Below are 15,493 nucleotides of genomic sequence, written 5' to 3'. Positions count from 1 at the left end.
TTTTACGTATAAGCTAAACGCAAGGCAGTCTTGCCTTGAGGATGTGGCTAATTTTATGATTCCCAGTTTTTGTTTGATTGTTTGCACAGCCGTTGAAGTTATAGCCAATACCGATAAGCCGTTTACAGGTAATTATGGACTTAAAAGCACAAATCCAATCGCTGATTGATAATGCACCCCAAGATGGTATTACACCCAAACTGGTCGCGGCAATTGCCCCCGCCCTTAGTGCGATCGCTCAGAAGTTACACCATCCCCAATACCACATTCTTCAGAACCTGGATGAGCAATGGGTCTTAACTACATTAAGCAACCGTGGAAATCCACAAGAAGAAAAGCAGGTAATTTATGCTTTTCCTACCTTACAGGATATTCCCACATCTTATAGTGCTGGGCTTGACCCTCAAGTAATAGCTGCCCCCATACCTGTCACCCATATATTGTTTCAGCTACTGGCGCTAGAACCCGTAGATAGTATAGTATTTTTTGACACGGCTGAGAGCAATACAAATGGAATTGAAGTCAAGCGAAGCGATTTGCAGCATTTAGTCCAACAACAACTAGAAAAAAATCGCCCTCGTTCCAAGGGCGAAGTCCCACCAGATATTGCTTGAGGGATCAGGGATTGGGGATTGAGGATTAGGAAAAGTGGATCGGGGACAAGGGAGAATAATTTAACAACTCACTTCCCCATCCCCCATCCCCGATCCTCAATCCCTAATAAAGCCGACTTAACACGTAATCAGCTATTTTGATCAATGCCTGACGTGATTCTGAGGGTAGAAGCACACCCATCTGTTCCGCCGCCAACTTAGCATGGTGATCGGCTAAATCCCTTGCCCGTTGGATACCTTGGCTATCATGAATTAGTGTCAATGCTTGTTCTAAATCCCCTTCTTGAGCAAATTCTCGTTCAATCAGTACTTCTAAGTAAGGTTTTTCTTCCAAGGCAAATAACACTGGTGCAGTCAAATTACCGCTTTTAAGATCAGAACCAGCTGGCTTACCCAAAGTATCTATCGAACTAGTGAAGTCTAAAATATCATCGACAATCTGAAACGCTAGACCTAGATTGCGACCATAGTCGTACAAGCATTCAGCAGTTTTTTTGGATACTTCACTAATTACTCCTGCGGCTTTGGAACTGTTGGCAATGATTGAAGCACTTTTGTAATAACTCTTTTTTAGGTAAGTCTCTATCGAAATACTTGTATCAAAGTGGTTTAATGCCTGCTGTGTCTCCCCAACAGCATAATCCATAATCACCTCTGACAGCAGTTTTACGACCTCCAAATTGTCCAGATTAGCTAAATACCAGGAAGCTTGGGCAAAGAAAAAATCACCTGCTAATACGGCAACTTTGTTACCAAACAAACTATGAACGGTGGGTACCCCACGTCGCATTTCCGATTCGTCTATCACATCATCGTGTACCAAACTTGCTGTGTGAATCAATTCTGTGATTTCCGCTAGGCGACGGTGACGTTGTGTAATGTCTCTATCAAGCATTGTGGCCCGCGATACCAGTAGAACAATCGCTGGTCTGATGCGTTTTCCGCCAGCTCCGAATAAGTGTTCGGCTGCTGCACAGAGGATGGGATGACGATTCCCAACTAGCTGTTTGAGGTTATCTGCTAGTATTTGCAGGTCTGCTTCCACAGGGGAAAATAGGGAGGTAGCTGGGGTCATGGATTGGCGGACTTTGGCTTAGGTTACGAAAGTTTACATATCCTATACTCATTTTAAGATAACCCAGAATCAGCGCAAAGTTTTCCTTACAAACTTCCTTATTTTGTGGACAATAAAATAAAATATACTTGTGATCTTTTCAGCAAAATCAACATTATGCTGATGTATTTAATACAATTATTATTGCGTATAATCCTACTATATCCAGCAAATACGCAAGATTTTAATTAAAAATTAATCTTTTTTCGGTATAACTTCTGAGTAAACGTGGCAACAGCCACAAAATACTTATTGCTTTTTACGGTTAAAATATTACACAAAGATTATTTAATTAGACAAAGAAATTTTTCTTAAACCTCTTGTCTGATAGTTTAGAAAAGTTTTGATTTAGCACAAAACTCCCCTGAAAAATCAGGGCTATTGTGTTACGCTAAAATCTAGGGATTTTAAATTTTTCCAAATGTTCACTATAGAAATGTAAATAGCCTTTAGGTATTTTTACTTAATCTTGCGTGAGCATAGATTAATCATCACAGGTCAAGCCAAAAATGTGATTTTTGTGTTGTGTCCTGTGGTGTGCTAACCTCCACGCTGGGATCTGTGGATTTCCTTTAGAGGAAGCAGAGTGTTTACACATCCTTGACGCTGTTTGTGTGTCGGCGTCGCTCCTAGCAATTCAAAGGTAAGCGTTAAACATAGCAGACTGGGTAGACTGCTGAAGTAGCAGCTAATTTTCTATTAGATGATTTAGCTGCTTTAGTAGGCGTGGTCTGCAAGAAAATCGTGTAAAACCAATCAATTAGCTCGGAAGGACGAAAGTTCTCCCGCTAGCTTTGTATGTGACATTGAAGCCATCAAGAATTTGCGTGGCTGAATTTCTGTTAATTTTACTCAACTTATATTTCTTTGGCAAAGGCACTGGTAGAAAAATGATTTACGGGAAGATGCCTATGATGATCTTTATATTAGCTTCTGGATACTTGTTTACCATTTACCTGTTATTAGCCCTGGCAAAGCGAACAGGAAATAAAACAACTTCTAATGGTGTTTCTTCAAGTAACAAGGGAAACCATGTACAAGAAGTATCGGTAACACCAAATGTCACCGAAGTCAGTAGTGTACGTTAGTCAACGGTCAACAGTCAAGGGTCAAGCGTCACTAGCAAAAAAGTTTTGACTATTGACTATTGACTATTGACTATTGACTAATTACTAGATACTGCACTTTCGGAGAAACATACAACCTCAGCCATAGGAGTAAAACCTAACCATGGCGTGGAGGATTCAGCAAATTGTTGTGGACAACCACTGACAACGAAGCGGGTTGGTAAAGCTGGATAGGTATTTTTAAGATCTAGTAGGTCTAACTCTTTGGCACAAGCAGCAACTACATGCACCGCCGGATCTATAAGCTTCACAGAACTTGAAAGGAGCGATCGCAATATTGGGGCTAGGTGAGGATAATGGGTACAGCCATAAACAAGACTATCTATTTGTTGCTGTACCAAAGGCTCCAAATAGGAACGTGCCACTTCAATTGTGTAAGGTTCATTGATACGATTTTGCTCAATTAAAGGCACAAATTCCGGACAACCAATTTGCCAAACTTGGACATCGGGATTTATCTCGATAATAGCATGTTTATAGGCATTGCTCTTAGCTGTTGCAGGAGTAGCAATTACACCTATGCGCTTCCCTTGTTGTACCGCAGCCCTTGCTCCTGGTAAAATCAGCCCCAGAATTGGCATGGAAAATTCCTCGCGTACCATCTCTAGCGCCAAGGCTGAACTGGTATTGCAAGCCATAATTATCATTTTCACCTGCTGCTGCTGCATCCAGGTGAGTATTTCCCGGACAAACTGGAGAATTTCTGCTTGAGAGCGAATCCCATAGGGAAGTCGAGCTGTATCGCCAAAATAAATGATTGATTCATTTGGGAGTTGGCGATATAGCTGTCGCAGTACCGTCAGTCCACCCACACCACTATCAAAGATACCAATGGGCGCGCGTTGAGGTTCTTGGGAGAAGTCGTATAAGTTGCCTTGAAACTGAAAAGATGAAATCATATCATGTCCGCTTGAACACTTAATATTATCCGTTAAGGTCGGTAATGGATAATTGGTCATTGGGATATTACTATGCTTCATACCCAATACCCAATGCCCAACCGCGTCAGAATAATATCTTAAGTAATTAGCCGGACTTGATATCACAGACAGATTTTGATATGGGTGTTGCGATATTTCAAAGATATAGGATTTATTAACGCTTTGTTCATCCTTGATTTTTGGTAGCTGATTGGAACAACCAACAGACAACAGTTAACTACACTTCTATCGTGATTTTAAGTATCTAAGTATACCATTAGCTATTGCTTCTGCCATACGATTTTGATATTCAGGGTTTCCTAGTCTGGGATTGTCTTGCCGACCAGTCATATAACCAGTTTCCACGAGAATTGAAGGCATAGAGCTTTTTCTAAGGACATAAAATCTGGCTTTGCGCGTTCCTCGGTCATTGAGCGTAGAAATATTTTGCAGGATGGTTTTGCGGACAACTTCAGCTAGATTGTATCCACTGTCGTAATAATAAACTTCTAGTCCATTCACATCTGGACGCTTATCTACAGAATTAGCATGAACACTAACAAACAAGGTAGCATTAGCACGCTCTGCGATGTCTACTCTTCCCTGCAACTCTACGAAAAAGTCAGCATCTCGCGTTAGCACTGTTTGAATGCCATTTTGCTCTAAAATAGCCGCTATTCTCTTACCAATCGGTAAAACCACATCTTTTTCTAATAATCCTCCTATTCCAGGCGCACCGGAGTCTTTACCACCATGTCCAGGATCTATTACTACTATTACTTTTCCTCTGGGGTTTGGACGTGGCGCAGGTGATTGTACAACAGTATCAGGATTCTTAGGATTGGGTACTGGTAATGGTTGTGGATTTGCTTGTGGTAGGGGAGGTAAGACAACAGAAGTACGATTCCGTTGTAGTTCTACAGAGACAAATTGATCACCAATTTGATTAACTGGCCCAATTTGCACTCCTGAAGCAGGTTGGACGTAAACTACAACAGTATTAGGATCTTGCTGTTGCAAGCGTACCCGAAGAATAGGACTATTTGCATCCATTACCGGGCCCTTGACAGGGGTAGACAGCTTTGCATTAGGAATGGTGATGCGGAATAATCCAGAGGATCTATCCCAACCACCACTTGCAGTTAAATTGCGATCGCCTTTAATAATTAACTGTTTACTTGTCGCACTAAGTTCCACAGCTTGAATTGTTGCCACACCATTGCTGGGAATAGGGGAAGAACTAGGATTGTTAGCTAAACTATCAGAGGGTAGTTTAGATACACTGCCATTAGGTAATACCACTAAACCACCAATAGCACTACTACTGGCTCGCCAATCAGGACTGTTTTTATTTACCCGCATTGTCATGCGGACTGTGGGTGGTGTTGTTTCCAGTTGAGTAAATTGGATGCTGTTGACGCCGTATCTATTTACACTTGCATTTTGTTGTACTAAATTTGGTGATAAAGTGGCACCAGCAATATCAATATCAATAGTGCTTTTGTCTTGACTACGATTTACTTGTACTTGGGGGCGACCACCACTAGTGCGAACAAAAATACCATCTCCTGTCACTCTCCAACTTTCTATTTGAGTTGTGCCAGTATTTGCACTCAGAAGAGGTTTTTTACTAATAGAAGTATTGGAAGTATTAAGAGTATTAAGAGTATTAGAAATATTACTAGAAGGAATATTAGATTTATTTGGTGTCACCACACTATAGATATTTCTGGGAGTAGTAGCAACTTCCTGTCGTTGGGGTTGTGGTAATTGTACCTGCCAGCGACTAGCCGTAACCCCTTCAAACTTTACCTGTTGGGGGTCAAGAGTATAACCTGGATTCAGTTCGACTACCACCCGTGTCGTTTGAGGGTCAAGCTGACCGATACGGACGGCGCGAATTGCACCACCAACTGACTGGACAATTTGTGGACGCCCAAATTTCACACCAGGTAAATCAATCACTAACCGCGTAGGATCAAAGACTAGTTGAGCGGTGGGTTGTACAGCACTATCAGTATTAATTTCTAATCGATTTTGATTGGCATCAAAACGCCAAGATTCTAAGTTCGCTGCTTTTACAGGCGACGATAACAGGCAGATACTTAAAAAAGTAGTAGGTATCAACCAGTGGTGTAGTTTCACAATTTTTTCTCCTGATTGGCTATTTATGGGAGACGTAATTTGTCAAGTATTGGCTAACCCTCAAATCCTCACACCGTTATCGCCCAAGTATTAGCTTATACATTTTGATGTATTGGTTTGTACTTTACAGACAAAGATACTTTATAAAGTTACAGCTAATGGCGTTAAATTCTAGCAATACTTTCTGAGTTTTCACTGCTGTGATCAAAATACAAATGAGTAGTCTCCAGTAATGTATACATTGATTATGTGAGTAAAACTGGCAAACACCATAGTTTAATTGCTGAAAAAAAGTTGTAGCTTCAGCATAAATACGGTAATCATTAAAGTCATCATTAAAGAATATGTTGATGAGTTACTTGCGCTGAAGATACTGGAGAATACCACGGGCGATCGCCTCCGCCATTTGATTTTGGTAAGATGCACTTCTTAACTTAGCCATATCTTGGCGACCAGTCATATAACCTGTTTCTACTAAAATTGAGGGCATAGAACTTTTCCGCAAAACATAAAATCTGGCTTTTCGTACTCCTCTGTCTCTGACGTTTACACTTTGCAAAATGCTCCTGTGGACAATTCGTGCCAAACTTAAACCAGTATCGTAATAATACGTCTCCAAGCCACTGACATCCGGACGACCTGCACCAGCTGAATTGGCGTGGATACTGACAAATACATCAGCATTAGCACGTTCAGCCATTTGTACTCGACCTGGAAGAGTCACGAAGTAGTCAGAACTCCGCGTTAATACAACTTGCACACCATTTTGTTGCAAAACCTCTGCTATTTTTTTGCTAATAGGTAGAATAATATCCTTTTCTCTTGCTCCACCAATACCAACTGCTCCGGAATCTTTACCACCATGTCCTGGATCTATAAGCACTACCACTCTTCCCTTGACGCGACGTGACGGCGTGGGTTGGGGTCGATTAACTGGGATTTCTGATAAAGGTTGCGGGTTCGGTCGTGGTAAGGGAGGTAAAACAACGTTCGATGTAACTCGATTTGATGATCGTCGTAAATCTAGAGCTAAAAGCCGACGACTTGGTTTGTTAAGTTCGCCAATTTGTACTCCTGCTGCGGGCTGAACAAAGATTACAACAGTATTAGGGTTTTGCTGTTGTAGGCGTACCCGTAAAATTGGGCTATTAGCATTGAACTTTGGCCCTTTGACCTTAGAACCCAAACGAGCATTGGGAATAGTGATGCGGAAAAGTGAGGAGGATCTATCCCAGCCAGCATTACCAGATAAAGATTGATCACCTTTAATAATTAATTGGGTGTTATTATCAGCTAATTCTACGGATTCAATTGTAACTGGCTCATTATTATTATCATTATCAGAATTACGAGACTCAGAATTACTGGAGTCAGAATTACGAGACAAGTTAAGGGATAGTGATGGTTTTTGTTGATTGCCAAAAGAAATATTAGAGTTGTTACCCTTGGGCAATTTACTGATCCTAGCATTGGGCAAAATTATCAAACCGTCGGCGCTACTTACACTTGCTCGCCAATCGGGGCTATTTTTGTTTACCCGCATTGTCAATCGGACTGTGGGTGGTGTGGTTTCTAGTTCCGAGAGTTGGATATTGCTGACGCCATAGCGGTTAATTGGTAAATTGCGCTGTTCCAGATTCGGTGAGATAGTGGCGCTAGAGATATCCATGTAAATGTTTGTGCGATCGCCACTACGTTTTACCTTCACCTCTGGATTTCCACCACTGGTGCGAACAAAAAATCCATCTCCTGTGACGCGTAAATTTTCAATTTTAGTCGCACCTGCTGTGGCTTTAGCTACTGTCTCTCTATTATTGGATGAGGTACGAGGTTCAGTTTTGACCACACTGTAAATATTTCTGTTAGGCGAGGTAGCAATTTCCTCCCGTTTTGGCTTGGGTAATTGCACCCGCCAACGATTGGCGCTAATACCCTCAAATTTTACCTGTTTGGGGTCGAGGGTATAACCAGGAGTCAGTTCGATTACCACTCTTGTGGTTTGGGGATCAAACTGACCGATGCGGACAGCACGAATCGCTCCACCTACTGACTGAACAAGCTGTGGACGTCCAAATTTAATTCCAGGTAAATCAATTACTAATCGTGTAGGATTGAAAACAAGTTGGGCTGTGGGTTGTACAGCACCGTCGGTGTTGATTTCTAAGCGATTTTGATTGCTATCAAAACGCCAAGATTCTAGATTCGCTGCATCAGCAGGCGACAACAATAAAACAGAGGAGATACTTAAGACGGTACTAGGTATCAACCAGTGTAGTTTCACAGTGCTTTCTCCTGAGTCACATTTATGATAGATAATTGGGGATTGCCAAATAAGAAATTATCCAATCGCAGGTGATAAGGGGGAATAAATTTTATTAGGTGCAGGAGTTGGATAATTGATTTTTTGAAGTTCCCTTAACTGAATAATCTTCAGATTTGATGAGTAAGTTAAGTAGCAAACTGCTGGTTATATAGGCTGATAAGTTGGTAAAACAGAGAAATTCTTTTTCCCCAATGTTTCAATAGTTGGCATTTCATGTATAATTTTTCTCACTTACTTCATTTCATTTGTCAGAGTTGGCACTACTGCCAAAATATGTCGCCGCGTATATTATTTTGGACTTAGATAAAGTGGCAAATAATGGCGTAATATCTTAGCATTTTACCTACTTTTACTGTGCCTTTATGGCAGTAAATTTTCATCTACAAAGCACCAAGTTAAATCAGCACAATAAATGATAAGTTTAACAATAGCAGTCAATCCCAACTATATACACTTGTGTTGCACAAAGATTTTTTGAATTTTTCGGTTGTTGGTAGTTGAACCAGTTTCCTTAATAAGGTAGCCAAATTTAGAGACGCCATTTATAACGTCTACACAAAAGCCAAAAGTACTGTTGCTGTGAGCATTCCTTCTTATGTAATTTGGGATATTGATTTTTTGGCTCATTACCAGCAACCAAATATCAGCTTTTCTAAATTGTCTAAATTGATGGATCAAGACTATTAAGTGATGCTTCTGTCTTGCGTATGACACCAAATCTCTCAAATTAATTATTGATAAATGATAATCTCGCAATTTATGCAACTTAAATGTATGGCTATTTAGTAATTAAGAAAGCTCCTAAAAATCATAACTAGAAGTGACGGATTGTGCAGCATAGAAGTTTCCTCTCTTCATGAAAACTTCTAAACATTTGCAGTAGCCACAGTTATCAGTTATTAATACTGTTCACTGATAACTGTTTACTGATTTAACCAGTTTACTTGCAGGCTTCTACAATGAAGTCTAAGAGGATGTTTGAAAAGTCTAAATTGTTACTCGCCTGAGCGATGTTCGCCCTGCGCGGCTACACGAGACAAAACCCGCCGATGCGATTTTAAAACCTTTAATTTTCCATTAGTCCGCCTGCGCGGACTTCCTTTCAGGAAGCCGCTACGTGTCACGCTTGTGTAGTAGCGAATTATATTCGCCCAATACTTTTCAAACATCCTCTAATAGCTTAAAAAAGCAATTGAGTATTTACTTAGCTTCTTGAGAATTTGAATTTGCTTCTAGATTTTCACTATTAGAGGAATTTATTGCTAACGAAGTTCCAGAGGAAGCATCTAGAAGTAAATCATTGGAGTCTGGTGATCCTAATGTTGGTTCTGGGAAAACGAACCGCAACACAGGAGGGGCTAAAAAGGTTGTGATGATCACCATCATGATAATTGCTGCTTCTAGTGGTTTCGAGAGAATATTAATACTCGAACCAATACCAAGAAACACCAATCCGACTTCGCCACGAGGAATCATTCCCACACCAATAGCCAAGCGATTGATTTGAGGTTGACCAAATATGCTAAAGCCTGTAATAACTTTACCGAGAATGGCTACTATAATCAGGAAACTAGCCATCATCAAACCTTCTCGATTGGTAGGAACTGCTGGGTTTAAAACACTCAAGTCAGTTTTTGCACCTACAGTCACAAAGAAAATTGGCACTAACATATCAGCGATTGGAACGATTTGCTTTTGGAGTTCTTTACGTTTATCTGTTTCTTCCAAAACTAAACCAGCTGCAAAAGCTCCTAAAATAGCTTCTAATTGGATGACATCAGCAATATATGCCATTACAAAAGCGAAAATAAACGCTGGTATGACCAGTTCACCACGTGTTTTGAGTTTATCAACGATCGCCACAAAACTTTTGTTGAAAATGTTACCAAGAGCGATCGCACCCAAAAGAAAACCACTAGCACTGATAATTAAATAAACTACTTTGCCAACATCAACAGCACCATCTTTGGCAAGACTTGCTACTACCGCCAGAACAATAATTCCTAGTACGTCATCTATGACAGCTGCACCAAGAATAATCTGTCCTTCTTTGGAATTCAGACGCCCCAATTCTGACAAAACTTTGGAAGTAATACCAATACTAGTAGCAGTGAGTGCCGCTCCAGCAAAAATTGCTGGTACTGCGGGGATACCAAACAAAATCATCAAACCTGCTGTACCAGCAGTAAAAGGTACGACTACCCCTACCACTGCTACAATAGCCGCTTGAATACCCACGGACATCAAATCTTTTAAATTTGACTCCAAACCAATTTCAAACAGCAAGATAATTACACCCAGTTCTGCTAAAACAGAAATTACTTCCGACTGAGTAAGAAACACACTTTCTGCTGCATTAGGAGTCAAACCAGCAGTGGTTTTCAGAAACGAGATGATTAAAGAACCTGAACTATCTGCGCCTGTTTCTGGAAATACTAACAGATGCAAAACAGATACACCCACCACTACACCACCTACGAGTTCACCTAAAACAGGTGGTAAACCAAAGCGGTTAGATAATTCTCCACCAAGTTTACTAGCAAAGTATACTACTACCAAACTCAGCAGTACTGCTGCCACTACCAGCGAACTATCAGCTGTTTCGCCTGTGTTTGCGAGTAAGGGTAACGAGAAGTTGATTGAGCTTATAAACTGCATTGATTCTGTGCAAATCATTCTTTACTAATGTATATGTTGTTAGTTGTTCGTTGCTTGTTATTTGGAGAATCCATCATCAACCACCAACCGTCAACAAATAACTATTACCCCTTCGACAATTGTAGAAGACGCTGCCAATGTAACTCTGACACTGGGACTACAGATAGTCTTGGAAGACGCACCAAATCAAAATCTGCAAAGCTGCTATCTTGTTTAATTTGTCTTAGAGTAATCGGTTGAGGCACTCTTTGAACAGCTCGCAAATCTACAACTACTCGTTTAACATCATTTAATTTTGGATCAGCGTAAGGTTGACTGGTTACTTCTGCTACACCGATAATTTGCCGCTCCTTGCCAGTGTGATAAATTAATGCCAAATCACCAATGTTCATTGTCCGTAGATGCTTTAGGGCTAGGGCGTTTTTAACTCCATTCCAAACTGTACTGCCATTGTGTTCTAAATCTGAGTAGGAATATTCTTCCGGCTCAGTTTTGAGTAACCAATACGCCATGAAAGCATCTCCAACAGTTCATCTACTAATAATGTATTAGGGGACACGACGAAGTAAGAGTATTGCATCTACCTCCGCAGTTTTTTCTTGCAAGTCTAAATCTCGGTAGATTTCCAAACTTTCAGTTAAAAATTGAGTTGCGATCGCCTCTGCATCTGGCTGATTTTGTTGGGTACGTTTCAGGTAAATTTCGCCCAACAACATACGTGCAGATGCTTCCAGTTTTCGGCAGTGATACTCTTGAAATATTTGCAGACATTCTTGTGCTATTTCTTCGCTACGGTTAAGGTTTTCGAGAGCTTTTATTTCTAGATAACCACGAGCTATATCGAGAGATTCCTCAGCTTTATCTACTGTTTTTCCTAGTTCATCAAGATAGGGCCAATACGCGAAAAGACTAGAGATAGATCAACAACTCGTACTGTCGAAGTTTTCCATGATGTCAATGGAGTTGACCCAGAATAGACGGGAATACAATCTTTAATTAGGGTCGAAAGAATTGGCACAAGGAAGGGTAAGAAATATCATGAGATTGTTTGTTACATTAGCAGTTTGATTTGCACAGCCAAGGAGTTTGCCCTCGGTATTCGCGGTCATTGGGGTATCGAGAATTGCCTTCATTGGGTAAAAGATGTTGTTTTGAAAGAAGATAGTTCAACAATCCGTCTCGGTAACGCTCCCGCAAATCTTTCCATTATTTAGAGCGATCGCACTCAATATACTTCGCCGAAATGGTCATACTTCCATCACAATTGCCCAAAGATTTATCTCTCATGATATTGACAAACTCCTTCACCTTGTGGAGTGAAACAGCCCTGCTTAGGAGAGGGGAGAGCGGCGACGCTCGAACCTTACCCGACTACTCCCCATCGACTCTACCAAAACTATCATGTTAGTGCATTCTCTAAAGCTAGAGAGCTTGAAACGAATCAATAAATCGAGCTAATTCTGTTTTTTCAATCTCAAACTTATCAGGAGTACTAGAAGCACAAAGTAGATTGGTTGCCGCTTTATCATTAAAATTTTCATTCAGAAAGGTATTGATACGGCATAAGTAGATGCGATCATAAGCGGTAATTGTGTATAACGCTTCATAGAATGTACCACTATTTGCTTGATTGATATCCACTTCAGTACGCTTTATTTGAAGATTACCTTTCTTCCAACCCTTATTTTCAAAAACATAGCTCATCACTTCTTCATAGGACTGAAGTGCCTCTTGTTTTGACTGAGGAATAGTTGCAAAATCATCGTTCCAGGAAGATAACACGTACTTTTGATCACCAAACTGTGCGTTTTGCGAAAAATGTCCACTACCTTTTGATGTCCGAGTATATGGTTTCGGAAATTGATATGAAGCAAATTGACGTTTAGTATTAGTTGCAGTTATTACGCCATTCTCCCATTCTTCCGAGCTTCTATCGATTGATATATTATAATTATTTATTGCAGTTATTACGAATCCCGCGACAAATGGAACTAGTAAAACTCCACATCCAAAAAGAACAATAACTTTGGGGAAATTATTTGCTTTCTCAATACCACGTTTTAATAGGTTTGATATTTCTTTGATTTTGTTATCCGTGATGTTGCACCAACTATCAAGAACTAGTTGCATCAATCTCTTATGAGACCGATTATATGTGTATATTATTGGCAATAAATTGCAAACAGTTTTTCGATCACTTCCCTTCGTAATCGTAGTTAACAAGGGTATTAATTGACCAAGATAGAAGTTGGAATCTATCGGCTTAGTAGCAATATAACTTATCTCTACTGAAGATATTTCTCGAGTGGATTTACCCTCCAATTCTCTAATTCTACGTTCCTCATACTGATCTAGCTCACAGGCAAAACATAGTAATGCTTGCACCGCCATCTGTTGAGCTATTGCGTAGGTGTCATCCTTGAGCCAGGATAACATGGTATTTTCGACAGCAGTATTCGGGCGATTTTTAGCATCTATCCAGATTTGATATCGAAGACCTTTTACCTCAACTTCATTATCACCATTTTTAAGTTCTTTGCGTTGATTTAGATAAAGTCTAGTGAATTCTTCTATAATTATTCCACGTTCCTCAATTGTAAGTTTTGAAACAAACTCTTTTAATTGTTCTTCAATGTCATTCAAGGATTGAATTATCATCATCCTAATTGCAATTAATACACATTGACGAACATATTTAGTTTCTTGATTGAAAAATATTTCTAAACGTTGAAAACATTTAGTTTCTTGATTGAAAAATATTTCTAAACGTTGAAATGCTTTTTGAATTGTGAGTTGTTTAGTTCCTGCCTTGTATTGGATCTTTCCATAAGTTAAGGTTACAGTACCTAATAGAGATTGCTGTGGAGTTATTTTTTGTTTATCTTCATGTGCTAGAAAATTATGTTCATTAAAGTTTTGCCACTTTTGTAATATTCTCAAAACCTCATCAGGTTGAGCTTGATAAGTCAGTGCCAAACCCGAACTAATTCCCCAAGATAAATATCCATCAGCACGTTGTGCAATTTCGCACAGTATACTCTCTAGCTGATTAAGATGTAATTGAATTACTATAGGTAAAGTATGCTCAGAGAGGCGCTCAAGTACAAGCTGATTCGGATCATCGACTAGCTCTTTTAATAACTTATATAGTTCTTGGTGTAACTCGTTGGGTTGGTCATACAAAGCAGCATAACTCACAGTTAGAGCAATTGTTGCTCGAATATAGTCGTAAGGATTTTTACTTTTCTGCTCATCTCTATCAGAGAATAAATTCTGAATTTGACTAACAAAACGAGCATCTTTCTGCCAATTCTGTAAGATCTTAAAGAGTTTCTGATCATTTTCTGCATTTTGTATTACTGTATTTCCTTGCTCGTTACTAGAAGTACGCCACAATGCCATTGATCGTGCTGCAACAGCTTGTATCTGAATTTGATCATTTGCTGCTAAATTGATTAAAGTATCTTCAACTGCATCGCTAGAGATTGAGCCAATCTCGCTGATTGTCTCACCTATAACTCTACGTAGCTGATTGCGTCGTGCTGCGGAACCATATAATTCTCGTGCAAAATACTTAACTGAATTTTCTACAAGAGATGAAAGGACTGGTAGCACAGCAAGAATTCGTCTACCATAGTTATTCCACGCTTCCTTGAGCAGCATTTGGCGATGTTTTGGAAACCGAATTTCAACTTTAGTGCCTTGAGATTTTGTTTCAACGAAATTAAAAAAATTACGAAGATTATTTAAGTCACAATAGTCAAAAGCACGCAGGGAAGGGTCGCCTTTCTGCCAAGTGCTTTGAACCACTTGCTCTAAAGCAGCAAAAAACTGATCATCAAATAAACCATCGAAAAAACACAATCCTAGTGCGAGTAATTGCTCACGAGGATTTAACTGATGATAGTACCAGTTACTAAGCGACTCTTCGTCTTCCTGAGTGAATTTATTTATTAAATCTTGAGAATCAGCTATCTCTTCGATAGATAATTCGTAGCAAAATGCTCTTCTTGTATTTGAATGCACTTGCCAGCTATCAAAAGGTAAATCTGTACTAACTATAACGTAATGCCGATCACAGGCAACTGATTGAATTCGAGATAAATCATAGCCAATATTTTGAGGTGAAACTTGCGTCAAGATAAAAACTGTAGTTTTTTCAGCTTTTTGGAGTTCTAAATCAATACTTTGTGGCTCTGAACTGCGATACCACTCTTTTACTGGTAATGGGTTATTTGAAGTGGATTGTTTATTACTAAAACACCATGCTAAATGTCTAGCGAGAGCTGCTTTATCTATGTTGAAATCTCCACCCAACACCAATAGCCTTTGTTGACTAATGCGCTCGATGAGGCTGGGTATAATCCTTAGACTTGTAAATTTTGGTGGCTTATACTGATCAAGGTTTGGCTCAAAAAAGTCAGGTTTCTGCTGTGCTATGGTTTGATGAATATCTCCAATAGTGAAATTACCACCAACCCAATTACCATCAACAGCTTTATTCTCGGTCATTCTTCTAGCTCTCCTTTCAAGAGTAGGTTTTTTAGAATCTCGAAAATAGTTGAGAAAATTCTTAATTGTTTAATGTGGTT

The 15,493-nt window shown here is 39.7% G+C and carries 11 protein-coding genes; 3 read left to right on the top strand and 8 right to left on the bottom strand.

Annotated elements, in window-relative coordinates:
• Positions 1 to 134 precede the first annotated feature (134 nt).
• A complete protein-coding gene (locus AC5JMK_RS04435) occupies positions 135 to 614 on the top strand; it encodes a hypothetical protein (protein WP_096677101.1) in 480 nt (159 codons plus the stop codon).
• Positions 615 to 717: 103 nt separating this feature from the next.
• Here AC5JMK_RS04435 and sds read toward each other — a convergent pair whose 3' ends face one another.
• Positions 718 to 1,689, bottom strand: coding sequence for a solanesyl diphosphate synthase (gene sds, locus AC5JMK_RS04430; RefSeq protein ID WP_096677102.1), 972 nt, complete (start codon positions 1,687 to 1,689; stop codon positions 718 to 720).
• Positions 1,690 to 2,639: 950 nt separating this feature from the next.
• On the opposite strand from sds, the gene AC5JMK_RS04425 reads away from it, so the two are divergent.
• Positions 2,640 to 2,816 (top strand): hypothetical protein, encoded by a 177-nt coding sequence (locus AC5JMK_RS04425; RefSeq protein WP_495909484.1) that lies wholly within the window; start codon positions 2,640 to 2,642, stop codon positions 2,814 to 2,816.
• 77 nt (positions 2,817 to 2,893) lie between these two features.
• Here the strand turns inward: AC5JMK_RS04425 and murI are convergent, their stop codons facing one another.
• The 6 genes from murI to AC5JMK_RS04395 all read right to left on the bottom strand — a co-directional run bounded on the left by murI (position 2,894) and on the right by AC5JMK_RS04395 (position 11,617).
• Complete coding sequence (murI, locus tag AC5JMK_RS04420) at positions 2,894 to 3,754, bottom strand: glutamate racemase (RefSeq protein ID WP_495909483.1); 861 nt, start codon at positions 3,752 to 3,754, stop codon at positions 2,894 to 2,896.
• A 267-nt stretch (positions 3,755 to 4,021) separates the two neighbouring features.
• On the bottom strand, positions 4,022 to 5,920 hold the full coding sequence (locus AC5JMK_RS04415) for an N-acetylmuramoyl-L-alanine amidase (RefSeq protein ID WP_096677105.1): 1,899 nt from the start codon (positions 5,918 to 5,920) through the stop codon (positions 4,022 to 4,024).
• 355 nt (positions 5,921 to 6,275) lie between these two features.
• Positions 6,276 to 8,201 carry an N-acetylmuramoyl-L-alanine amidase gene (locus tag AC5JMK_RS04410; protein ID WP_096677106.1) on the bottom strand — a complete coding sequence of 642 codons (1,926 nt, stop codon included), beginning with the start codon at positions 8,199 to 8,201 and terminating at the stop codon, positions 6,276 to 6,278.
• 1,242 nt (positions 8,202 to 9,443) lie between these two features.
• Positions 9,444 to 10,919, bottom strand: coding sequence for a cation:proton antiporter (locus tag AC5JMK_RS04405; protein WP_495909482.1), 1,476 nt, complete (start codon positions 10,917 to 10,919; stop codon positions 9,444 to 9,446).
• A gap of 86 nt (positions 10,920 to 11,005) precedes the next feature.
• Positions 11,006 to 11,413 (bottom strand): EVE domain-containing protein, encoded by a 408-nt coding sequence (locus AC5JMK_RS04400; protein WP_495909481.1) that lies wholly within the window; start codon positions 11,411 to 11,413, stop codon positions 11,006 to 11,008.
• Positions 11,414 to 11,449: 36 nt separating this feature from the next.
• On the bottom strand, positions 11,450 to 11,617 hold the full coding sequence (locus AC5JMK_RS04395) for a hypothetical protein (RefSeq protein WP_495909480.1): 168 nt from the start codon (positions 11,615 to 11,617) through the stop codon (positions 11,450 to 11,452).
• A 267-nt stretch (positions 11,618 to 11,884) separates the two neighbouring features.
• On the opposite strand from AC5JMK_RS04395, the gene AC5JMK_RS04390 reads away from it, so the two are divergent.
• A complete protein-coding gene (locus AC5JMK_RS04390) occupies positions 11,885 to 12,115 on the top strand; it encodes an ISAs1 family transposase (RefSeq protein WP_495909494.1) in 231 nt (76 codons plus the stop codon).
• A gap of 208 nt (positions 12,116 to 12,323) precedes the next feature.
• Here AC5JMK_RS04390 and AC5JMK_RS04385 read toward each other — a convergent pair whose 3' ends face one another.
• Positions 12,324 to 15,413, bottom strand: coding sequence for a hypothetical protein (locus AC5JMK_RS04385; protein ID WP_495909479.1), 3,090 nt, complete (start codon positions 15,411 to 15,413; stop codon positions 12,324 to 12,326).
• Positions 15,414 to 15,493: the final 80 nt, after the last annotated feature.

The organism is Pelatocladus sp. (genome assembly GCF_059505505.1).
The sequence above is the reverse complement of the archived record's forward strand: the minus strand, read 5'-3'. Positions and strand labels throughout refer to the sequence as shown.